At 56.3% G+C, this 23,321-nt stretch carries 20 protein-coding genes and 1 pseudogene; 6 read left to right on the top strand and 15 right to left on the bottom strand.

Annotation, left to right across the window (positions count from 1 at the left end):
* Positions 1-413 precede the first annotated feature (413 nt).
* Positions 414-986, top strand: coding sequence for a hypothetical protein (locus tag K5R88_RS22675; protein ID WP_226298396.1), 573 nt, complete (start codon positions 414-416; stop codon positions 984-986).
* 458 nt (positions 987-1,444) lie between these two features.
* Here K5R88_RS22675 and K5R88_RS22670 read toward each other — a convergent pair whose 3' ends face one another.
* Positions 1,445-3,211 (bottom strand): tachylectin-related carbohydrate-binding protein, encoded by a 1,767-nt coding sequence (locus K5R88_RS22670; protein WP_226298395.1) that lies wholly within the window; start codon positions 3,209-3,211, stop codon positions 1,445-1,447.
* A gap of 950 nt (positions 3,212-4,161) precedes the next feature.
* Between K5R88_RS22670 and K5R88_RS22665 the strand changes: the two genes are divergently transcribed.
* Together K5R88_RS22665 and K5R88_RS22660 are read left to right on the top strand one after the other, a co-directional pair.
* A complete protein-coding gene (locus K5R88_RS22665; protein WP_226298394.1) occupies positions 4,162-5,310 on the top strand; it encodes a hypothetical protein in 1,149 nt (382 codons plus the stop codon).
* A 341-nt stretch (positions 5,311-5,651) separates the two neighbouring features.
* Entirely contained in the window at positions 5,652-6,566 is a 915-nt protein-coding gene (locus K5R88_RS22660; RefSeq protein ID WP_226298393.1) for an alpha/beta fold hydrolase, read from the top strand.
* Positions 6,567-6,594: 28 nt separating this feature from the next.
* Here K5R88_RS22660 and K5R88_RS22655 read toward each other — a convergent pair.
* From K5R88_RS22655 to K5R88_RS22645, 3 genes and pseudogenes are all read right to left on the bottom strand, one after another.
* Positions 6,595-6,741, bottom strand: a pseudogene (locus tag K5R88_RS22655) (phage portal protein); the annotation flags it as partial.
* Positions 6,742-7,265: 524 nt separating this feature from the next.
* Positions 7,266-8,408, bottom strand: a complete 1,143-nt coding sequence (gene rffA, locus K5R88_RS22650; RefSeq protein ID WP_226300280.1) for a dTDP-4-amino-4,6-dideoxygalactose transaminase — start codon at positions 8,406-8,408, stop codon at positions 7,266-7,268.
* 286 nt (positions 8,409-8,694) lie between these two features.
* Positions 8,695-9,918 (bottom strand): hypothetical protein, encoded by a 1,224-nt coding sequence (locus K5R88_RS22645; protein WP_226298392.1) that lies wholly within the window; start codon positions 9,916-9,918, stop codon positions 8,695-8,697.
* A 251-nt stretch (positions 9,919-10,169) separates the two neighbouring features.
* On the opposite strand from K5R88_RS22645, the gene K5R88_RS22640 reads away from it, so the two are divergent.
* Positions 10,170-10,574: a toll/interleukin-1 receptor domain-containing protein gene (locus K5R88_RS22640; RefSeq protein ID WP_226298391.1), complete on the top strand. Its 405-nt coding sequence runs from the start codon at positions 10,170-10,172 to the stop codon at positions 10,572-10,574.
* A gap of 50 nt (positions 10,575-10,624) precedes the next feature.
* Positions 10,625-10,861, top strand: coding sequence for a DUF6124 family protein (locus K5R88_RS31040; protein WP_411737597.1), 237 nt, complete (start codon positions 10,625-10,627; stop codon positions 10,859-10,861).
* 240 nt (positions 10,862-11,101) lie between these two features.
* Here K5R88_RS31040 and K5R88_RS22635 read toward each other — a convergent pair whose 3' ends face one another.
* From K5R88_RS22635 to K5R88_RS22585, 11 genes are all read right to left on the bottom strand, one after another.
* The gene (locus tag K5R88_RS22635) at positions 11,102-11,830 is read right to left on the bottom strand and encodes a hypothetical protein (protein WP_226298390.1); all 729 of its coding nucleotides are present in this window, start codon (positions 11,828-11,830) and stop codon (positions 11,102-11,104) included.
* 174 nt (positions 11,831-12,004) lie between these two features.
* Complete coding sequence (locus tag K5R88_RS22630; RefSeq protein ID WP_008024998.1) at positions 12,005-12,715, bottom strand: SDR family NAD(P)-dependent oxidoreductase; 711 nt, start codon at positions 12,713-12,715, stop codon at positions 12,005-12,007.
* A 43-nt stretch (positions 12,716-12,758) separates the two neighbouring features.
* Positions 12,759-13,415: a DsbA family oxidoreductase gene (locus K5R88_RS22625; protein ID WP_223452914.1), complete on the bottom strand. Its 657-nt coding sequence runs from the start codon at positions 13,413-13,415 to the stop codon at positions 12,759-12,761.
* Positions 13,412-13,633 (bottom strand): tautomerase family protein, encoded by a 222-nt coding sequence (locus tag K5R88_RS22620; protein ID WP_008025002.1) that lies wholly within the window; start codon positions 13,631-13,633, stop codon positions 13,412-13,414. Before K5R88_RS22620 ends, K5R88_RS22625 begins: the two co-directional genes overlap by 4 nt.
* A 281-nt stretch (positions 13,634-13,914) precedes the next feature.
* Positions 13,915-14,688, bottom strand: a complete 774-nt coding sequence (locus K5R88_RS22615; RefSeq protein ID WP_192226787.1) for a DeoR/GlpR family DNA-binding transcription regulator — start codon at positions 14,686-14,688, stop codon at positions 13,915-13,917.
* Positions 14,689-14,743: 55 nt separating this feature from the next.
* Positions 14,744-15,745 carry a 4-hydroxythreonine-4-phosphate dehydrogenase PdxA gene (pdxA, locus tag K5R88_RS22610; protein ID WP_032828579.1) on the bottom strand — a complete coding sequence of 334 codons (1,002 nt, stop codon included), beginning with the start codon at positions 15,743-15,745 and terminating at the stop codon, positions 14,744-14,746.
* 5 nt (positions 15,746-15,750) lie between these two features.
* Positions 15,751-17,031: a four-carbon acid sugar kinase family protein gene (locus K5R88_RS22605; RefSeq protein WP_226298389.1), complete on the bottom strand. Its 1,281-nt coding sequence runs from the start codon at positions 17,029-17,031 to the stop codon at positions 15,751-15,753.
* Complete coding sequence (locus K5R88_RS22600; protein ID WP_192226783.1) at positions 17,028-18,041, bottom strand: 2-keto-3-deoxygluconate permease; 1,014 nt, start codon at positions 18,039-18,041, stop codon at positions 17,028-17,030. The genes K5R88_RS22605 and K5R88_RS22600 overlap by 4 nt, the downstream gene beginning before the upstream one ends.
* Before the next feature lie 286 nt (positions 18,042-18,327).
* On the bottom strand, positions 18,328-19,614 hold the full coding sequence (locus tag K5R88_RS22595) for an OprD family porin (RefSeq protein WP_192226780.1): 1,287 nt from the start codon (positions 19,612-19,614) through the stop codon (positions 18,328-18,330).
* A gap of 240 nt (positions 19,615-19,854) precedes the next feature.
* A complete protein-coding gene (locus tag K5R88_RS22590; RefSeq protein ID WP_223434903.1) occupies positions 19,855-20,250 on the bottom strand; it encodes a nuclear transport factor 2 family protein in 396 nt (131 codons plus the stop codon).
* Positions 20,251-20,268: 18 nt separating this feature from the next.
* Positions 20,269-20,940, bottom strand: coding sequence for a DsbA family protein (locus K5R88_RS22585; protein WP_226298388.1), 672 nt, complete (start codon positions 20,938-20,940; stop codon positions 20,269-20,271).
* Between the two features lie 258 nt (positions 20,941-21,198).
* On the opposite strand from K5R88_RS22585, the gene K5R88_RS22580 reads away from it, so the two are divergent.
* Positions 21,199-23,292, top strand: coding sequence for a TonB-dependent receptor (locus K5R88_RS22580; protein WP_226298387.1), 2,094 nt, complete (start codon positions 21,199-21,201; stop codon positions 23,290-23,292).
* The last annotated feature ends 29 nt before the right edge of the window (positions 23,293-23,321 follow it).

Raw genomic sequence — 23,321 nt, 5'->3', positions numbered from 1 at the left:
AAGTCTAGCGCGAGCAATTGGTTCGATACAGTCGATGGGGGTGTCCACTGTTGGCCGACTCCTGCCTATTATCCATGGGAAATAATCGGCAACGCTCAAGCTCTCATGGTTTACCATGCCGTATGCTGCTCTGGATGTTTTACGTGCAGACCGACAGCGCTCTGACGTCTTAAAAATCCCTGATTCGATTCCAGTGAAAACCATAACTAGCTGATTTTTTTATAATTATTAGTTTGGGTATGGAAAATTTTCCACCGAATTCCAGACCCGCAGAAAGCCTGGCCCCGTCGACCATTACCGTTCGGCTGGTGCCGCACCATACAAAACAAAGGCTCGCAGCAATGCGGGCCTTTTGTTTTTGCGCTATACGTAACAAGCGACGTAATAAGCGCTACTTCAAAGGTGCGAGCCCCATGGATTGGATGCAGTTTGTTTCGGCGCTAGCGTCCGCCATCGCATGGCCAGCCGCTGTGGTAACGGTCGTTTGTCTGCTAAAAGATCCGATCTTAGGGCTCATTCCCAAAATCCGTAGTTTCAAATACGGCGAGCTTCATGTCGATCTCACCGAGGAGTTGAGGGCAGTCCAGGAGAGTCTCCCGAGCAAGGCTCAGGAACTTCCTGGTGATGAAAAAGCTCCCCTTCCGACGCCTGTTGCTCTTCAACTTGCTGCAGTATCGCCACGTGGCGCCATCCTGCATTCATGGCTTGAAGTAGAGGCGACCGTAGACCTGTTGGCTAACGAACTGGGCTACGAGTTTTCGGCGAAAGCCAGCACCGTAGTGAAGATGCGAGCGCTGCACGATGAGCGAGTCATCGACCCTTTGATCTACACAACCTTTCTACAGCTGTCCAAAGTTCGAAACGATGCAGTGCACCTGACGGATCGGGAGATGGAGTACCAGGACGCCGCGATGATGTGGGGATCATGCTCCTGGCTGATAGAGCGACTGAATGCAGCGTTGCCTCCGAATTCCGCCGAAGCCTGACAGCGCCCTTCCCGTTTCCGACGCTTAGGAAACTGCTGTGTGGTGTAGCGGCGACCAAAAGCCGAAGCTCGATGCCGAGCTCGCGTTCCAGGAATGCGACAGTGCGGCCCGGTGCACGTTGAACACCTCAAGGTACAGGGGCAGATCCTAGCGCGGCCGGGAGGCCAAGGACCTAGATTGCGGTGACCTCGGATCCTACCTCAGCGCCCCGACGCAAACCGGCTTCGCCTTCTAGCACCGTATGTGCCGCAAGCACACGCTAGCCTCCCTCGCCATCTCTGACGCCAAGTTCAGATTTATAACAACTGACCAGAGGATAGCCCAGCAGGCCAAGGAGCTGATCGCCGCCATCGCCTTCGACAAAGGCAAGATTGAAGCCCGGCTAACGCAGCACCGTCCACGATCACGTCATGAACGGTGCAAGCCTAGACGCCCGGCTGATACAGAAGGCCCGCCACTCAGGCGATGATGGGCGGTGCATCGCCGATCATCGGGATCAGGCGCTGAAACCCTCTCCACTGCGTGCCCCCTACCCGCACGGGTCCGTGCCACACAGGTGCCTCACCCTTGGGCCCCCATCGCCACTGCTGAAAGTGGTAGAGCATCATCTCACCGTTCGCATACTGTCCCGCGATAAAACCTTCGCCGAACGCGAAAACACGGGCGAAGCCGTTCCACCCATTGCCAATCTTCACCGGTCCGTCGAGCTTGTTAAGCTCCTGCGAGTGCTTGTGCCAGTACAGATCGCCAGTTTCGTCGATCCCGTAGATCACACCGTCGTCGCCGCCGAACACGGCCGTGTAGCCGGGCCATTCGGGTACAACCACGACGCCGTCACCGAACAAGCCGTTGCCGTTGCGCGGATCACCATGAACCATCCGCTCCAGTGAGCGCTTAATCTGTAGGTTATTGCTGCGCACCCACACGTTGTAGAAGCTCCCCCCACCGCCATTGATATATGTACTGGAGGACCCCAACGGCATGAAGCCCCGTGGTGGGCGAACGCGCGTGGGACCTGCCCATCCGGCGGGCCCCTCGGCAACGTCGTCCTCGCGATACCAGTCGATGGCGCCGTCGTCCAAGAAGGCATACATCACCGTGTTGTAGGTGCAGAAAACATCAGCGAAGTTCTGCCAACCGATGCCCACAACTTCCCCGATCTTGGCGACAGGGGGTGGCTCGACGAGCGCAGTTGTCGTTTCGATTTCAAAGCGACGAAGGTTTCCGTTGGGTTCGATGCCGTACAGTGTCAATCGGTGCGCTGTCCAACCGGGGAACTCCCCGATCCACGGGTCGGCGAGACTGCCGCGGTTCTTGATGCGCGAGACCGCCTCCTCGACCAACATGAGCGTTCGGATCTCGGGCGTTTCGTCTTCCAGGATCGCCTCGTCTACTTCAGCGATGCGTGGGTCGGGCATGCACAATGCCGCCACCGGCCCCGGCCCGACGTGGATATCGACATTGCGAATCAGCTTGCGGCTTCGGTCGATGTCGTTGACTGCGGCGAACCCGTACTCGCAGTTGCCCGCTGGGTTTACGTAGCGGGTCAGGATATCGATCTCGACCCGCACAGCATCACGGAATCTTTCGGCGATAGACACAGGCGGCGTTTCATAGCGGACGAAGTCAGTACGAGTCGACACCCATCGCAGTATCTCTTCGGCATTCGCGACGTAGGTGGCACGCGATCCACCCGCAGTGATTGCCGCCTGCGCGGCAAACGCCCACAGCATCGTTCCGACTGCGAATGACGACAGTGGCATACCCTTGAACCGCGGTGCGGCCTGCCGCCAGTCCGGTGCGGCATCATCGGGCTTGCGGATGGCATCGCTCCACATCCACAGATCGTCGTCCTCGATCATGGCTCGAAGGCGGTCGAGCGTGTTATTGGCGACGTCCGCGGCATCCTCCGGATGACTCAAGAGCATGCGAGCCGAAGCGACTAACTCGATTGTATGTTCCCTAATCCGGTTTAGCCGAGCGCGGTTCTCGCCCTGTGCCACCCGTACTTCGAGTTCACTGAGCCGGTCGTCCAACACTCTGACGTTCTGCTCAAGCTTCCCGACTCGGTCATTTAAAAGCCGGATTGCTTTGTCGGTCTCGCTCTCGCGCCCGAACTGCCACATCTCCATGATGATTTCGTACGCTTTGGCGACGTATTGCACATAGGGAATCGCTGTTGCGACCGTGACGTAGACCTCATCACCTTTAAGCTCTTCAGACATGATAGTGCTCCTCAATTGGATGAAGCACGCGGTCTATCGAGCTTATGGGGTAACCGACGCAAGAGGCCGCGAGTAGAAACGGTAGGCGTCCTATTGCCAAAATCAAATGGCCGCTGACTGTCGGTGACGCGCCCGGGCATTCACCCCCTGTGTTTGGCCGGGAAGTTGTGCGCGCAGGGTTACCATCCAGGACCCGAAGAGCGAATGTAGCGGACTCTATGCAGTGCAGATGCGGTGTCCGTTTGTGTGTTTGCACGCACAAACAGCAGATGGACCTTTGCCAGCACCCACCCCCTAGGTGCCTTCGGCTTTTCATGTTGACCCACGGGAAAGAGGTTAGGAAGGTTAGTTTTTTGCTAATCACTCTGAAAGCCTTGTGCTGTGCGGCTTTGCGGTCGGCGTCCTAGGTTAGCTCTAGGGTTATGAGAGGTAATTTCCTAACCTTTATAACTGTTAAAAAACAGTGAATAAAACCCTTATAAATCAGTAAACTACGATTTACTAACCTTAAACCTAACCATAACTAACCTCCCAAAGTTAGACTTCAAGCCCAGCAAAAACGGAGCCTGCAAGGTACCTCTCCCCCCATTTTCAAAAACTAACCCTTTTCCCGAGCCATCTCTCAGAATCGCCCCACTCTCGCAGGGATTCGCAGGCTTTTTCCGCCCTACATTCGCGCACACAGCCCCCAGGCTGGGCCGGCTTGAACTGAGTGCAGGGGTGCAGAAAAAACGACACATTTAGCCCGCAGCCGTGGCGGGGGGACGACGGCGCGCGCCAGGTGTAGAACTTCCTTTGCACGCACCATTATGGTGCTACACATATCTTGAAGCACGTCACTTCCCCATCCGACGAATGCCCGGACGAAAAGGAATATTCAAAGCAAAAAGCCACTATGTGCCATTGTAGAAAATCGTGTGAAAGGCGAAACTGGGCGTCTAAGGAAGGTCATGGATCGTTCAGCAGGATGCTTTATTTGTTTTAGTCCCTGCATGCTCCCAAGCCTTCTTTATAATGCTTACAACATAGTTGAGAGCAAAGTATTAAACGTCCCCTATTGGAGTGAAGAAGTGCTGAGTGAGGCGGAAGAGAAACAAGCGCAGGTAATTTTCAATCTGCTAAAAGAAGCAACTAGCCAAACAGTTGTTCGTGAGTTTTTGCGAGAAAAAGATATAGCAATTACCGCACCCAACTGGGACGAGCTATATTCCAATCGGATATTGCCTGCGCTTCAATCTAAAAAGCTTAGCCTAGTAGATCTTGCAACATTGCTACAAGATGTAGAAGAGCACGGTAGACAGCATATTTTTCTGTATAAGTGCAGCCCTGCAGATGCACGCGCAATACTTAACAAAATGCGCATTCACTCCATAGCTAAAGACCTTGGAGTTGCAGAGTTGCTGTCCCACCCACTGCACATAGAAATGCCTGAAGAGGCCAAGATTGTCGACATTCGACTTCCAGAGGCCCCGAACGGTACCGGCCCCGTCTCTCTTACCGTAAAGATCAGTGAATGTCGCGAAACCAGCAAACTTGTCAATGATGATTACGACCCAGTAACCAGTTCTCGTACGAAAACTTACAAAGTAACTAAAAAGCGCGCGATTAACATTGCAACATTGACTCTAGATGGGCTTCTTGAAATACGCATTGCGTCACGAGATAACTCAACCAAGTATCACGAGCAAGTTTCAGATGTCATTAGAATGGCAAGCAAATTCTTCCCAATGGATTCTTTTGAAATCCTGTCGCTCAGCAAGGCTAAAGACACCTTGTTTTTGAAAAAGGAAGAATTCGAAGGCATTATTCGTTACAGCAGCACAACTGCTAGAAATGATTATGGCATCGCAATGAACCTTGCAGCGTCAAACCTGTCTCAGAACCTTTCTGAAGATGATGGCTCATCAGCGGCGATGAAGGAATTTTTAGCACAAAAAGGCTTTGTGACGGGTAGCAATATTTGGTTTATAATCAATGGCGAGGAAGAACGGCAAATTCATGTTCTTTTGAATGGTGAAATTAATGAGTTTGCGGTGACTGCGGCTTGTACTCCTGGAGAATATTCATATGTTTGCGGACAGATTCTCTCCCTTAATTAATGCCTTCCCACAGGAGGCAGACGCAATTAGAAGGGTTGCCGAGCACTTTGGCAGCATTGAATTGCGTGATGGGATTCGAGTTCTCGACGTTGAGATGAATCCAGGACGGCTGTTTGACGTGTCTCAAGCAGGAAGCTCCGCGCGATTTGCGAAAGTCACAACTATATTGATACAGGCTGGCATTTTAGAGCGAAAGTATGTAATTAGATCCCCGCTCGGCCCAGCCATTATGGAAGTCGACAGTTGGTACGACTGCCCACTTTCAGTTTATGACCCGCTCCGAGATGTAACAATGGAAGTTAGTGATAACGACCTTGAAACCATGTATAGCGTGGTAAAAGATGGACTGCACTAAAGTTATTGAGCTTGTAGAGAAATTCTGGCACGCCACAGTACCCAATCAAAGAAGGGAAGTTTTTAAATATTTAAGAACTACAGTACCACCAGAGCATCTAACTTTATTTGATGGTCTAGTAGACAACAAGAGAAATGGTTTGCAAGACAGCCCAAACTCTAAAATTCTTGTTTTAATCCACGGTATACATACTGATGGGTCGTGGCAAAAACAGATCCAGGCACAAATGAAAACGGTGCCGAACCTGCAGGTCCACGATTTGGGTTACGACGTAGTAACGGGAATACAGCTTGCGTGTCCATTTCGGTCCGGCCCAATTAACAAAGTCGTCAGAGATATTAGAATAATAAAAAGCGAAGAGCCAATGGCAAAAATTTTTGTGATAGCTCACAGCTTTGGCACGTATATAACTAGCAAAATACTCGCAGAACACCCTGACATTTCTTTCGAAAAAATAATATTGTGCGGTTCTATTATTCGCAGAGACTTTCCTTGGGCGCTTTATGCTAAGGGTATGCGCAAAGAGGCAATAGTCAATGACGTGGGGACAAGAGATATATGGCCGATAGTTGCTACAATTACAACGCTTGGCTATGGCAGCTCTGGTCGTAGAGGATTTCAAAACGGCAGTGTAACAGATCGTTACTTTGATTATGAACACAGCGATTTTTTCGAACTTAAAAACAACCATGCTGAAAAGTATTGGCGCCCCCTGATTCAAGATGAACAAATAGTTCCATCAGCGTGGGATGAACACAAGCCGAAATCAAGCTTCATGCTGCTACTTGCATCACACCCGCTGATTGGTCGCATACCTGTTTTTATAATCTATCTGCTACTCATCCCGACTTTATTTACTATTCTCTGGAAAGGTATTTCCAAGCTAATTGGAATGCTATAAACCTAAATCAAATAACGCCACTGTCCTGTTAGCTAGGGGCACACTTACTACCCTGTCCTAACTCAAAGGATTCGAACCGAATAATTTCTTCGCCCAGCCAGTCATTGACCTGCTGCAATCGGGCCTGAATCGGCTCCAGCTCGTTCATCGCCCAGATCTGCGCCGCTTCCTTGATCGGTCGATTCGATCGGCGAGCATTTTTGGCGTGCCGTTCCCCTTGGTGTTAGTCAAAGATATTCGGACCTAGGATTTAGCATCCGTATCAATATTTTGACGACTACCCACGGTCGAGAATTGCTGGCCCCGGTTCGATTCCACTGAAAGCCATAACTAGCTGATTTATTTATAGTTACTAGTTGGGGTACGCCAAATTTTCCACAGACTTCCAGACCCGCAGAAAACCTAGCCCCGCCGACCACTACCGTTCGTCTGGTGCCGGCACCATACAAAACAAAGCCCTCGTAGAAATACGAGGGCTTTGTTGTTTCTGGGGTTTCATACCCGATTTGGTCACAGCTCTTGTCACAGCTTCTCAGCTGATTGGGAGCTGGCGGCAGCCTTGTTGGCTGGCGCCTCGCTGCACTGCCCATTGATGCGCCCTTCCCTCAGGGGATTGGGGCGCATATTTTGTGGTGGGAGCAAGATGATCTTGTTTCGGCGGGGGGACGTTTCAAACGTCCGGCAAGAGTGCTTGTCGAATCAGCGAAACAGTTCGCCCCGCAAGACTTCCACCACACGCTCCTGCTGCTCGATCGACATGCCTACCCACAGCGGCAGTCGCAGCAAGCGCTCCGAGAGGCTCACCGTGTTGTCCATGGTGCCATGGACACGGCCGTATCGCTTGCCAGCCGGCGAGGAGTGCAGCGGCACGTAATGGAAGACCGAATTGATTCCCTCTCGCTTGAGACCATCGAGCACCGGCTGTCGCGGCACATCTGCGGGCAGCAGCACGTAGTACATGTGCGCGTTGTGCTGGCAGTCGGCCGGCACGATAGGGCGGCGCAGTGCCCCGCTGGTTTCCAGCGGCGCCAGCAATTCGTGATACCGCTGCCAGATGGCAAGCCGCGCCTGCGTGATCTGTTCGGCCTCTTCCAACTGCGCCCAGAGAAACGCGGCAATCATGTCCCCTGGAAGGAATGACGACCCGACTTCCTGCCAAGTGTATTTGTCGACCTCGCCGCGGAAGAAACGGCTACGGTCAGTGCCTTTTTCGCGGATGATTTCTGCGCGCAACACATACTCAGGATCATTGACGAGCAATGCGCCGCCCTCGCCCGAAATGACGTTCTTGGTCTCATGGAAGCTGAAGGCGCCGAAGTCCCCGATACTGCCCAGAGCACGGCCCTTGTAAGCGGCCATGACCCCCTGCGCCGCGTCCTCGACCACCTTCAGGTTGTGACGCCGGGCAATCTCCATGATCGTATCCATCTCGCAACTCACGCCCGCATAATGAACCGGCACGATTGCCTTGGTGCGCGGTGTGATGGCCGCCTCGATCAGCGTCTCATCCAGGTTCAGGGTATCCGGACGGATATCGACGAACACGGGAACGCCGCCGCGCAAAACGAAGGCATTGGCCGTGGAAACGAACGTGAACGAGGGCATGATGACCTCGTCACCCGGCTGGATGTCCAACAACAACGCGGACATTTCCAGCGCTGCCGTGCACGAGTGGGTCAGCAAGGCCTTGCTCGAACCCGTGCGTTCGGTCAACCACTCATGGCACCGCTTGGTGAACGGGCCATCGCCGGCGAGGATATTTCCGAACTTGGCTTCAGCGATGTAATAAAGCTCTTTCCCCGTCATGTAGGGGCGATTGAACTGGATCGTTTTGTCTTCCATCATTTGAGCCTTCGCACGCAAATTTTAATCGGGTCGAACTAGACATCACGTCGTTATGCAACGTGGGGGGCATCCACTCTTTTTCCGGACGACAAGTAGCCTGGAAGCACCGACCGGAAAGCTCACTCCCACCTTGATGAGCAAACACTCCAGCCACATCACGAAACCAAACAGCACATTGAGAGCCTTGGGTACCACTAATTCGGCGGTCTCGCTAGCATTGCACCACTGTAGCTTCTTGGCGCCGCGTGAAATCATCATCGCCGGCAGCAGTTGGCGACGGTCTTCATGAGTGCTTGCCGCTAGGTTCCCAGGCGCTCGGGTAGACACACCCTGGACATTTTGCCTGCGCGACCTGCTGGAAATGGAAAGAAATGCAGAACAACAGCGCCAGTACCCAGAAACGCAACGCAGCCGGTGAAGGTTTGTACGCAAAATTCAGAACAATCGCGACGAAAACCGGTGCCGTCAGCAGGTAGTCATACAGGTACGGATGAATGGTAATGGCCTGCGGCCACAGCAGGCAGGTCATCAAGTATTGCGAAAAAAGCAGGTAGTAGAACATGCGGATGCCGGCAAACGGGGAGGTCCCCGCCGGTGCCGCAACGCCGGCAGGTTCACGCCGTTTGATCATGCGGAAATAGGCCAACTGGGCTACCAGGAACAGGATCGGCACGGCAATGGTCGGAATTGGCCGCGGGTCCGCCGGATCAAGTACCGACTTCAAGATGTTGGTGAAATAAGTGGTGTCGCCATCCAGGCCAGAGCGAAACATATAGCCGCTGTTGGACGTGGTGAAACCCAGTGCCTTCGATATCAGTGGGGACGGCAGATAGAAGGCAACGGCCGCAACGAGGGCCACCAGTGCCAGACGACACATCCGTCTGTCGAGACCGTCGCTGCGGCATGCCCAAACCAGCAAGGCGATGCCCAGCAACCCCGCCGAGATCGGAGAAAACAAGGCAAATAACACGATCACTGTCATGACCGCTCCGGACCGTTCCTGATTTTTCCAGATCAAGAACGCAGCCAGCGCCTGGAGCGCAAATATCAATGGGAACGGATAGTCGACGTTGAATCTGGCCGAAGAAATCCAGAATCCCGGCATCGACACCATGAATACGACCGATAACAGAATCAGCAGTCCCTGACCGAATGCCAGGCGCTTTTCCACCAGACGGGACAGAAAAAAGAACGTAACGCCTGCCAGCGAAATGATATTCAGGAAAGCCCCTGTCATTCTCATCGGCAATGCCGACACACACATTTCCACTTTATAGAGGGCGTACATGTAGAACAGATAAGCCGTGGAATGGTTGGAATACGCGATCTTATTTGCGTAGTGCTCCATCGAATAGAAGACGAGGAAACCGTGCTGCGAAAAAGCGTGTTGATCCCAGATGGGGAACGTGATGTTTCTCAGGCGCTCAGGCGCGTTCACAATCTGGCCTAGCGCTGCCCGAAAGCCCAGTGCGTACACCATGCCGATGGTTATGACGACTGCCAGCAAGTATAAGCAGCAGAAAAACTTATTATTTCTTATAAAGATCATCTTTTCTAATATTCGCAATAAGCTTGGGATAGTTGGTGCCAGTGCGGGAGGCCCAACGCGGCATTTGCTGCCAAACGAAGTAGAATCGGGTAGCGATCGGGGGAATGGCCCGTAGTATAGAAGATTACGGTCAGGCGGCAGCGCAATCATAGTCTATGAAGTACGGCCTGGTGAAGCGCTCCTCGTAGAGAATGGCGAATTGATTCATCGTGCTTTTCCAGTCGTGGGCGGGTGTTGGCGAAGCTGCCAACCACGCGCGCGCAGGCTGCAACGGTCTTTCGAGGCGATTAGTCTTTGATGGCAGGCGCTCGGATGACAAGCCAGTTATTGAGGACGTTACCCCATATCTGACAAACGAGGGCCAGCCTGTTTGGTATGACAAAATCAATATTGATTATGGTGAGACCATCGTTACGGCAATTCAACAAGGCATATCCTCATCTGGTGCCGTGGTGTTTTTCGTTACGCCTCACTTTCTGATGTCTCTTGTTGCAAAAACGGTTAGCTCAAAGCTGCTGGAGCCAGACCCACGCACCAAACCAGGAACACCAATATTCCTGAAAAAGGCAGCCGGGAAGGGCCCGTCACGACGCCCTGCGGTGCTCTCACAATGAAGGCCTGATTCTTGAAGTCATAGCGTCCAAGTGTGATCGCGACGCGCTCCATGAGAAATCTCGTCTATGGGCCGTTCTCTGCCAGTCGTCACTACAGGATGTGCTGGTCAGTGACAATGCAAATGGGTGGTCAAGTCCATCTGGCATCCACCAGCGTAATCACCATGGATGTGGGAGACCGAGAGACGGGACCAAGTCGCAACTCCCTGCTGGGCGTTCACCAGATTCTGATGATGGCAGAACTCTCGGTGAACCGGGCGCTGGACCAACTCGACTCGATTGAATAGAACGCTGCACGCAAAAAGCCACGTTCAAGCTCCGTGGATTTCCTGCCTCTTAAAAAGAGGAACTCCACGGACCCCAATCATTTTTTCGGTGAGCTTTATAGGTATGAAGCACTTCTTTCGTAATCAGCAGTTTCGAGGCTCGATTCCCTGTACCAGAAACAACAAAGCCCTCGTAGAAATACGAGGGCTTTGTTGTTTCTGCGGTTTAAAAACGCAGGCCTTAGTGACTCACGCGACGCTCTAATTACCCTTCTGGCACTGCTCAAGAATGAGAACAGCCCCCGGATAATGAAACCCGGACGTACTGGTAACCAAACCACCCTCTGGATCCGGAAAGTAGGCGGCCATGTAATGGGTCCGCCCACGTGTCTGGCTACTCAACTGCTCATGAAGCTCTTCGTACCAAGCCTTGATGTAGGCCGTGACCGGTTTCTTGCCTGAGTTTTCCAGCAGCTTCTCGAAATCGGAATCGGGAAAGAAAGGCGCGGCGAAAGTAGCTGAAAATCGGTAGTCCGCTTCCTGCACGCTCAACTCTCTAACATCCTTCCAGGCAGATTTCTTTTTCTTGAGGATGTTCTTGCTACGAGCACCTGCTGTGGTGCGTGTGCCAATTCGCTGCCATGCCTGCTTGGCTTCGAATGCAAAGGAAACCTCGGGTGTTTGCACCATCAGATCGGCACGACCGATGCGATGGTTTTTCTCAAGGTTTTCATCAGGGGCCCCGCGCTTGGTCGTGCTGTACTCCTCAAGCGCCGCCCACTGATTGATCCACGCCGCGCCCGCCAGAACACTGATGCTAGTCCTCTCGTTGTACCACCAGGGTGCATCACAGCAGGATTCTCCAGTCGCCTTTTCAACATTGCGCAGGTAGCGGTCAATCGACTTTTTCCACCCCTGCAACAACTGCTGGATATGCTCATCGTGTGCGAAATGTTCTGTGTTGAAACCGTCGATGGTGAAGAAACTCATAAAATTAACTCAACTCCTTTTGGGCGCTGTGGCAGGGATAATTATTGCGAGCCACTATTACGACATCACCCACGATAACACCAGCTAACTGGCTGATTTATGTGGCGGGCAAATAAAAAAACCCTCGCCGCACGACGAGGGTTTTGTTGTTTTCGCAGTTTGGAAAAGCCGGTCTTAGTGACCCGCGCTCTGCCCACCATCAACGTGCAGGATTTCGCCGGTAACAAAGTTGGCGCTATCCAGATAAACAACCGCCTGAGCAATGTCGCTGATCTCGCCCATGTGCCCGACCGGGTGCAGAGCGCCCAGCGCTGCGTGAGTCTCTTCGCCATGCATCGGCGTCTTGATGATGCCTGGGGAGACCGCGTTCACCCGAATCCCGCGCTTGGCGTATTCGATGGCCAGGGATTTGGTCGCCGCGTTCAAGCCACCTTTGGTCAGCGAAGCCAGTACCGATGGCACGCCGTCGATAGCGTGGTCGACCAGGCTGGTGGTGATGTTGACGACGTGGCCGCTGCCTTGTTTTTCCATCTCGGTGATCGCGAGTTGGGTGATGTAGAAGAAGCCATTCAGGTTCACCGACAGCACATTGGCGTAGTCTTCAGCGGTGTACTGCGTGAATGGTTTAGCGACGAAGATACCGGCGTTGTTGACCAGGGTGTCGACGCGGCCAAAACGTGCTATGGCTTCGCGGATCACTTGTTGAGCGACTTCCGGGTTGCCGATGTCGCCGGCCACGGTGAGGATGTCCGGATCGGTGGATGGCTTGATCGAACGGGAAGTGGCGACAACTTTGTAATCCAGATCACGGAACGCTTTAACCATGCCGGCGCCGAGACCTTGGGAAGCGCCAGTAATTACGATGACTTTTTTCGAATTGCTCATGATGAACCTCTACTAATAAATGATGGTTTGAAAAAGTAATGAATCAGGCTTCGGCGGGTTCCTTCGCCATTTGTCTCAACATTTGCTCGTAGTACTCGACCGACTGCGAACCGGACACCAGGTGCCGACCGTTGAGGATCATGGCCGGTACCGAATTGATGCCGTGCTGCTGGTAAAAAGCTTCCAGCTCACGCACTTCTTTGGCGAACGCTCCGGACGCCAACACCTCTTGCGCCGCCGCTGCATCCAGCCCCGCTTCGGCTGCCAGTCGAACCAGCGTCTCGCGATCACTCGGGTTCTGGCCGTCGGTGAAGTAACCGCGTAGCAGGATCTTCTTCAGCGCAACTTGCCGCCCTTGCTGTAACGCCCACAACAGCAGACGGTGAGCATCGAAGGTGTTGTAGAAGTGGGTGCGCTTCTCCAGGTCAAACTTGAAACCGAGTGCTTCACCACGAGCGATTTGCATCGCTTTGCCGGCGGCGACGTCTTCAGCGGTGCGCCCGTATTTGCGCATCAGGTGCTCGACGGCTTTCTCGCCTTCAAGTGGCATGTTCGGGTTCAACTCGAACGGCTTGTAGGTCAGATCCACCGAGACTTCACCCGACACGTTCTCAATCGCCTGCTCTAACGCCGTCGCGCCCAGTGCACACCAAGGGCACACCACGTCGGAGACGAAATCGATGGAGACCGACGCAGTCACGACTTGCCCTCCTTCTCAGCCAGTTGCTTGCGGTACTGGGTGGTAGTGATCCCGGCGTAGCCCCAGTTATCGGTGTCGACTTCTTCGATCACGATGTGGGTCAGGTGCGGGTCCTTCTTGAGGACGCGTTCCAGTGTTTCAGTGATTTCAGCGATCACCTGAGCTTTCTGCTCAGAGGTAACGCCATCGCGGGTAATGCGTACGCTTACAAAAGGCATGAGGAAGATCTCCAGTGACCTGCTCATCGGGATGATGGGTAGGTGTTGGAGCTCAATGTAGGAGTTTGGGGGGTGGGGATAAAGGTGGGGGCGGGAACATCATTAGTTACGTGGTGTAATGCATGACACCAAAACGTGTCGCAATTTTTCACTTTTTGCGACACGTCTTGGAAACAGAATTCGCCGACAGAGCGGAGATCGCTTTTCGTAGGAGCCGGCTTGCCGGCGATGGCGATTTTAAGGACGCCATCGCCAGCAAGCCGGCTCCTACAGTTCGGGGCTTAATCGACGATCACGGTTTCTACGGTGATTTGCTTGAGCGCGTGAAACGGTGCGAGAGCAGCTTCATCGGCGGTAGCCCCGGTAATCAACCGCCACTCCCGCTCAATCGGCGTCCAGTGCTGTTGCCGCGCACGACCGAGTTTGTCGGTGTCGGCGAGCACCACAATCTGCGCCGCCCGTTTGATGATGCATTCCTTGAGATAGGCCTGCTGCGCGCTCGCTTCGCACAAGCCAAATTCCGCGACCACGCCATCCGCGCCGAGGAAGGCTTTGTCGACGCTCAACCGGCTCAAGGTCAACTCCGCCAACGGCCCCAACGTGCTCATGCTCGAACCGCGCAAGTCGCCGCCGATCAGGGTCAGGCGAATGCCCGGCGCATTGGCCAGGGTCATCACTGCCAGCAGGTTGTTGGTGACCACGTGCACGTCTTGTCGCGAGCACAGGTGATGGGCCAGCGCGGCGCAGGTGGTGCCGCCGTCGAGCAGGACGGTGTCGCCGTCCTGGACATGCGCCGCCGCCGCTTGGGCGATGGCGTCTTTCTGTTCCCACTGGCTGGTTTTGCGTTCTTCGAGGGAGGCTTCCGGTTCATGCACGCCGACCACGGCGGTGGCGCCGCCGTAGGTGCGCACCAGGTGCCGTTGTTTGGCGAGCATGGTCAGGTCGCGTCGCACCGTGGCTTCCGAAACCCCGAGGGCCGCGCTCAATTGCTCGACGTTGGCATCGCCGATGCGTACGAGGTCGAGGATGGCGCGGTGGCGTTCGGAGGCTTTCATGGCGGGTCTCGCACGGTGGACGGTGGTCGATCTTACACGACAGCGCCCCTGCGGCTCATCCCCGTCGCGTGGCCAGTTCCGCGCCCTGGCGCAGTGCTTCGAGCAGGCTGCGCTCATCGGCGATGCCTTTGCCGGCGATGTCGAACGCGGTGCCGTGGTCGACCGAGGTGCGGATCACGTCGAGGCCGACGGTGACGTTCACGCCTGCCTCCAGGCCGAGCACTTTGACCGGACCGTGGCCCTGGTCGTGATACATCGCGACCACCAGATCGAAGTCGCCGCGTCCGGCGCGGAAGAACAGGGTGTCGGCCGGCAGCGGGCCGGTGACGTCGAGGCCGCGTTCCTGCAACAGCTTCACCGCCGGGATGATTTTTTCTTCCTCTTCGCCGTAACCGAACAGGCCGTTTTCACCGGCATGCGGGTTGATCCCGCACACGCCAATGCGCGGGCGGGCGATGCCGGCCTTGATCAGCGTCGCGTTGCCGCGCTCGATGGTGCGCTGGACCAGGCCCGGCTCGATCTTGCGGATCGCATCGATGATGCCGATGTGCGTCGTGACGTGAATCACCCGCAGCTGCGGTGCCACCAGCATCATGGAAACTTCATCGACGTTGGTCAGGTGCGCGAGCATTTCGGTGTGGCCGGGGTATTTGTGGCCGCCGGCGTGCAGCGCTTCCTTGTTCAGCGGCGCGGTGCAGATCGCGTCAATCTGGTTGGCCTGCGCCAGCTCCACGGCACGAGCGATGTATTGGTAAGCGGCGTCACCAGCAATGGGCGAGAGTTCGCCGAATGGCAGGTCGTCGGGGATCAGGTCGAGGTCGATGCAGTCGATCACGCCGGTCTCGTAGCGTGCCTCGGAAGCGTCCTTGATGCGGCGCACTTTGGCGCTGCCGCCGACGATCACATTGGCTTGTTCGAGACGGCGCGCATCGCCAATCACCAGCGGTCGGCACTGTTGATAGACGATGTCGTGAGTCAGGCTCTTGACCACGATTTCCGGACCGACACCCGAGGCGTCGCCCATGGTGATGCCGATGATAGGGAGGTAATTGCTCATAGTGTTCATTCGAGTCCTTGGATTCGTGTGCGTTGGGGCGAGGAGCGATCGGCGCTGTCGCTCAGGTGTTGCCATGCCGCATACAAAGCGTGATCGGTGCCGAACGCGCCGGCCTTGGTCACGATGCCGGGACGATGGCCTTGCCGGGAAACAGTCGGGCGGGCGAAGGCAACGCCGGCCTCGATTTCAGTGATGAGTTGCAGGCTGTCGATGCCGACAGTGGTCAATATGGCCCGGGCCGTCTCGCCGCCGGTGGCGATCAGACCGCCGACCTTGGCGAAGTGCGGTTCGACCAGCACAGCCAGCATGCTTGAAAGTTGCGCGCCCTCTTGCGGATCGAACGCATCATCGCGACCGATGCGCAGCAGCAGGTCGCTCCAGCCATCGAGTTGCTCGCCAATGCGCGCCTGCCAGGTTGCCCAATCTTCATGGGCGACGCCCTGGCGAAGGACCTCGGGCGGGACGACCAGTTCGCTGACACCGCCGCGCTCCTTGAGCAGCGCGCATTGCCGCTCGCAGACGCCGGACAGGCTGCCGACGAGGATCAGAATCGGCGCCTGATTTTTTTCCTGCGCGGTCGGTTCGATGGCCGTGAACCGTGTTTCTGAAAAATCCGGAAGGCTGGCGATTTCCCGCGCCAGGCCTCCCGAACCGATCCAGAACAGCGGCTGATCCATCGACGCGGTCAGGCGAGCGAGGGTCAGCAAATCGTCTTCGATTTGTGCATCGACGATCAGCGCTTGCGTGCCGCTGCGGGCGACTTGGGTGATGTGCTGCGCGAGCGCATTTTCGTTGCCGCGCAAGGTCTCGAGATCCAGCCTCGCGGTACTCAGGCCGGCGGCGATGAGCATCGCTTCTACGTCAGCTGGGCGATCAGCGTTTTCGAGCTTCCAGGTATCGGTGGTTTCCAGCGGTTGACCGTTCACGAAGACCCGACCGCCGCGCAACGTGCGCCCCGTAGCAGGGAATGCCGGGGCGACGATCGCCAGGCCGGCCAAGGGTTGCAGGGCAGCAACTTCCGCTGCCCAGTTACCGCGCAGGGTCGAATCGATTTTCTTGTACAACCGCTGCCCAGGCTGATGCAGCGCCTTGAACGCGGCAACGGTGCGCTCGGCAGCCTGCTCCGCAGAGAGGCGGCGAGTGTCCGTATCAGCAGCGATCACCTGAGCATCGGCCGAGTCGTTCAAGGGATCGAGCGTGACGACGGTTTGTAGCCCCACGCTCGCGAAACCAATGGCGCAATCCGCCGCGCCGGACAGATCATCGGCGATGATCAGAATCCTCATCGCAACGCCTCCTGCTTTTGAGGTTCGATCTCCTGCTCAGAGACGACGACAGGGTTGCGCTTTTGTACGCGCTTGGCGACGGCTGCAGTGAGTATCGGCGCAAGAATCGCGGTGACCACCACGCAGGCGGCTACCAATATGGTCGCGCTCTTGGCCGCTTCGGCGTACACCGGATTGGCCGCCGCGATCAGCGCAGGAACGGCTGCGGCGTTCCCGGCGGTGGTAGCCGCAGCGACACCGGCGACGCCCGTGCCACCGGTCAAACGATCAGCGAAGAACAGCGGAATGCCGGTCAACACGACCACCGCAACACCCATACCGAGACCGAGCAAGCCAGCCTGCCAGACGTTGTGCAGATCCAGACTTGCGCCCAGCGCCAAAGCGAAAAACGGGATCATCACCGGAACGGCCTTGGCCAGGAAGTCGCGCATGTCGCGGTCGAGATTGCCCAGCAACATGCCCAGCGCCAGCGGCAGGATGCTGCCCACCAGCGTCGGCCACGGGAACGCCGACAGGCCGGCGATGCCAAGGGTGACCATGGTCAGGAACGGGCCGGACTCCAGGGACATGACCGAGTAGGCACCGACGTCTTCGGAGCGACCGTACTGCCCCATCAGCGCCATGTACAAACCGCCGTTGGTGTCGTTCATCGCGGCGACCACCGCCAACGTCGAGATGCCGGCGAACAGGCCTGACGAAATCGGCTGCTCGCCCAGGAAATGCCCGAGCACGATACCGATGAGCACGGCGATGCCGACTTTGGTAATCAGCAGCGTGCCGCCCTTCTTCAGCAGGTAAGGCGTGGCCTTGATGTTGATGCTCGCGCCCATGCACACATAGAACACCGCGAGGATAGGCAACGCTCCGGTGAACAGCGCGTTGGTGAAGGAGCCGAAAAACTTGGGCGTATCAGGCATGAAGGTGGCGACCAGCGAACCGATCAGCAGGGGCACGATCATCATGCCGCCCGGAATGCGTTCTATGGTGCGCTTGATAGGAAATTGGGCCACGAGGGTCTCCTTTTATAATTGTGGGGTAAGACGTGTTTCACCTCGAAACTGACTGAACCGATCACAATAGTGATTGAATCAGTCAAAATAATCTTATGCCACCCTTACAAATTGCGCAAATCAATCATTCTGAGTGCTCGTTTTGATCATTTTGCGTCGGTAGTCGTTGAGCACCTGATGCGCTTGCCGCGACCTAGAGCCTCGCGCCGCCCACAAAAAAGCCCCGAACCAGTCGGGGCTTCTTCGTTCTCAGCCTCTAATCAGGCCTCGATACGGCAACCGATCATCAGAAAATGTTGATCGGGTAGTCGACGAATACACGGACTTCGTTGCCGCTGACGTTGTACTCGCTCGACTTCTGCGAAACACGCAGGATCGAGCTGCGCAGTTTCACGCTCAGGTCTTTGGCCGGGCCGCTTTGCACGACGTACTTGAACTGGTTGAAGATTTCGCGCTCGGTACCGCCTTCGCTGGTGGAGGTGGTGATGTTGTCGCCGCGCACGTAAGCCACGTTGTAGCTCAGGCCCGGAACGCCGAACGTGCTGAAGTCCAGACCGTAGCCGACCTGCCAGCTGCGCTCGTCTTCAGCGTTGAAGTCGGACCAGTAGGAGTTCGCCAGGTAGATGGTGTTACCACCGTCACCGACGCGACCTTGATCCTTCTGATAGCCGCCGTAGGCGTAGCCCAGGTTGCTGTCGCCGGTGCTGCGCTGGTGAGCGACGGTGAACGAGTGCGGGCCGGTGGCGAAGGTGGCTGCCAGGCTCCAGATCTTGTTGTCATCGCCGGTGGCACCGCTTTCGCGGACGTAGGAATCGTCCAGCTTGGTGCGGTAGCCGTTGAAGTCGAGGGTCAGGGACTGATCCTTGTCGATCGGGAACACGTAGTTGGCGTTCACGTATTGCTTCTTCAACACGTCTTCAACGTCAGACGCGTACACCGCCGCCTTGAACTGCTCGGTGAACTGGTAGCTACCGCCCAATACGTTGATCGACTTCAAGCCACCGCTGTCACGGCCTTCCGCGCTTTTGCGCGATTCGGCGGTGAAGCGACCGGCGTTCAGTTCCAGGCCTTTGATCTCCTTGGAGGTGATCAGCGTGCCGGTATAGCTTTCCGGCAGCAGGCGCACGTTGTCGTAGCTCAACACCGGCAGGGCCGGCATCTGGTCACCGTAAGTCAGCGTGGTGCTGGAGAGACGGAATTTGACCGCTGCGCCGCCCTTCGACAGGTCGTCAGCCGCGTTGCCACTGTCGCCTTTCTTGAAGAAGTCGATGCCTTGCGCGCCGGTGCGACCCTTGCCGCCGTCCAGACGCAGTGCGTACAGACCGAACGCGTCCACACCCACACCGACGGTGCCTTGGGTGAAACCGGACGAGAACGTGCCGATGGCCGCTTGGCCCCACTCGGCTTTGTCCGCACGACCGTCTTTGTAGTCACGATTGATGTAGGCGTTGCGCAGCAGCACTTTTAGGCTGCTGTCTTCAACAAAACCCTTGGATTCGGCCTGGTCGTTAGCCATGGCCTGTGTCGCGCTCAACATCCCCAGAGCGATCAGGCTGATTCGCTTATTCAACATTTTGTTCTTTTCCTTATTTCGGGTTGATACGCGCTGTGTCGAACGGCTGAAACGGCGCTATCGCACTCTTTTTTCACCCGAAAACAAAAAGGCCCGCCCACGATAAATCGCGGAGCGGGCCTTTTTATTTTTTTGAGTCATGGCGGTTAGCCACAGGCGTTGGGGCGAATCCTATCCGCGCCCTTAACCATGTGTCAATTTCATGAATCGTCTGTGATTAGGTGAAAATCGTCTAAGAAATTACTTGTCTACGATTGCCAGCTGCACGGTGTGGCTGTCGACGAATTGTTCGAAATGGGTAACTTTGCCATTGGCGATGGTCCACAAATGGGCGACGCGAGCATTCATCGAGCGGCCGGTGGCTTTGTAGACTCCGCTGTAATTGCCGTAGGCAAACACCTTGTCTCCCTGTGCGACGTAGTCCTCGATCTTCAGCTGAAAACCTTCCCATTCGGTGGCCAGACGCTTGAAGACGTTCTCGACGATGGCGTCAAAACCAACGTAGGTGCCGGCGTAAGGAAAGCCTGCGGCTTCGGTCCAGCGAACGTCATCGGCCAGGGCTGCGGCGGTGTTGCGCGCATTTTCCTGGGAGTTGGCGCCTTCGTAGGTGCTTTTGATCAGGCTCAGGTTATCCATGAAAGGCTCCGGGAGAATTCAGTGGGCGCAGCCGTTGAGGCCGCAGGCCTGAAACTCGGATGTCGCGGCGTCTGCGGGAAGCGATTGACTCAGCCATGCCGCGAAGGCTTGCGGCTTGCCGAGCCACGGGCTGATGTCGATCAACGTGAACTGGCCATCCTGCTCCAGGGCGAAGGTCGGGAAACCATGGCCGCCGACGTTGGCCAACAAGGCGCGGCTGGCTTTGATGTGGCCATCGGTGTCGGCGTTTTCAAACGCTGACAAGAAGGCTTCGGCTTCCAGGCCGATGTCGTTGGCGAGCTCGATCAACACGGTTTCATCGGCGATACGCCGCCCTTCCACGTAATGCGCGCTCTGCAAACGGCCTAACAACTCCAGCCCACGGCCAGCGATCTGCTGCGCCGCGAGCACGGTGGCAATCGGCGGAGCGGAGTCGAACACCGCCGTTTCGTCACGCAGCAACCCTTCGAAATACGCTTCGCCGAATGGCTGACCGGTGTACTCGGCGATGCGCCGGTCGTGGGGCATCACGTAGTCACGCAAACGTGGCGAGACCCTCTGGCGGTTGGCGCCGGTCATCATGCCGCCGCCATGGGCAATCACCGGCAGAACGGCCTGAGCGGCTTGCACCAGTGGTTTTGCGCCGTAGCACCAGCCGCACAACGGGTCGTAAATGTAGTGAAGGATCATGGGAAGGCTCCGGCAAAAAGGTAGGAAAAATCAATGCCGACAGGTTAGCCCTGCGACAGTTTCTGAAAAACGCCGGAATGGCTTTCAGTCTGTTTCATGAATCGGTCGAATGCTGCAAATCCTTCCTGTAACAACCTCGACACAAATTGAAACAATCAAACAAAGGAACTTCTCAGGAATAATTCACGAAAGTAAATAGCAAGCATTACCATTCGCACCCTTCACGATACTACCCAAAATCCTACGGATGCGTCCTTAATGCCTGCTCCATTTCGTCTTACGCCCTTCAGTCTCGGGCTCTCTGCCTTGCTATCTGCCGGTTTTTCCTACGCCGCGCCTACAACCCTGCCGGCTACTTCGATCAGCGCCGAAGCAGAGGCTGACGATCCACGTGTGAAAGAAACCAGCACAGCGACCCGCACGGCCACGCCGGTACGCTACGTGCCACAAGCCATCGACTCGATAAAAACCTCGAACGTCGTCGATTACGGGACCAACGATCTGGGCACGGCGCTGAGCGGAATGCCCAACGTCAGCAGCGGCGCCGACACCCGCTTCGACAGCTTGCGCATTCGCGGTTTCGACGCCAGCAACGACTTTTACCTGGACGGTATTCGGGACGACAGCCAGTACGTGCGCGACCTGCACAACATCGAACGCATCGAAGTCCTCAAGGGGCCGGCGGCGGTGTTGTACGGCCGTGGCAGCCAGGGCGGGATCGTCAACCGGGTCAGCAAGCTGCCGGAATTCGGCCGCCGTTCGACCATCGAAGCCCAGGGCGGCAGCAACGATCTGCGCAGCCTTTACGCGGACCTGAGCACTGACCCCAGCGATAACATCAGCCTGCGCCTGAACATGGGCAACATGGATCAGAACAGTTTCCGCGATGGCGTCAGCGGCAATCGCCAGTTGTTCGCACCGTCGATGAGCTGGCAACTGACACCCGACCTGAACTGGTTGGTGCAGTACGAATACAGCCGCTACAACCGTACGCCGGATCGCGGAATCCCCGGTGTCAACGGACGCCCGGCCGATGTCGGACGGGATACGACCTACGGCAGCGATAACGATTTCATCGATGACAAGTCGCAATCCCTGCGCTCGAAACTCAGCTATGACATCAACGAGAACTGGCAGCTGCGTCAGACCTTGGGTGTGTTCAAGCTCAACAGCGATTTCGACAACACCTACCTGATCGGCTACACCCCGGCGACCAACTCGGTCACGCGCCAGCACTGGCAGCAGGACCTGAATACCCGCAACGTGTTTAACAACGTTGAGCTGGAGGGTGGTTTCGATACCTTCGGCCTTGAGCATCGATTGCTGACCGGCATCGAAATCGGCAGCCAGCGCCGCGACCCGATCCTGTACACCGCCGCCACGACCGGCCCCGGCAGTCGGCCCGTTCCGGCGCTGAACCTGAACAGCCCTAATCGCAATTTGCGTCACACCGGACGCATGCAGGTGTCCAGCGACAACCACACCGAAGTCGAAAGCCGTGCGGTGTACGTGCAGGACCAACTGCGCCTGAACGATGAATGGCAACTGTTGGGCGGTCTGCGTTACGACACCTTCGACATCGAATCGACCAACAACCTGCGGGACATTTCCGAGGACCGCGACAGCCACAGCACCAGCCCACGTGTAGGACTGGTCTGGACGCCACTGCAGAATCACTCCTTCTATGCGTCATGGACCAAGACCTTTTCCCCGGTGGGCGGTGGCTTGATCGGCATCACGCCTGGCGCTGCCGGCAACACCAACGACCTGAGCCCCGAGCTGACCAAGCAGAAGGAAATCGGCGTGAAGAGCGACTGGCTCGACGATCGCCTGAGCACCACGCTGGCGGTCTACGAACTGGAGCTTTACAACCGTCGCACCAGCGATCCGCTCAACCCGACCATTACCTTGCTTTCGGGCCTGCAACGTTCCCGCGGGATCGAGCTGACCGGTACCGGCAAAATTGTCGGCAACTGGTACGTGCGCGGTGGCGTGGGCATTCAGGACGCGACGGTCGAGAAGGACAACAACGGCTTTGAAGGCAAGCGCATCAGCAACGTGGCCAAGCACAACGGCAGCCTGTTCCTGACCTGGAAACCGGAAATGGGCTGGTACGCCGAAACCGGTTTGACCCTGGTGGGCCAGCGTTACGCCGACAACCTCAACACCACCGTGCTACCGGGTTATGGCCGTTGGGATGCGTTGGCCGGGTTCCGTCAGAAGGATTGGGATTTGCGTGCGGCGCTGAACAACATCAGCGACAAAACCTATTACTCGTCGGCCACCAGCGCGGCGCAGATTCAACCGGGTGAACCGCGCAGCGTGGTGGTGACCGGGACTTACAGCTTCTAAACACCCCGGACTCCGGCATCACGCCGCCC

The organism is Pseudomonas sp. MM213 (assembly GCF_020423045.1).
Lineage (GTDB): Bacteria > Pseudomonadota > Gammaproteobacteria > Pseudomonadales > Pseudomonadaceae > Aquipseudomonas > Aquipseudomonas migulae.
Note: the sequence above shows the minus strand (reverse complement) of the source record. Positions and strands in the feature narration are given on the sequence as shown.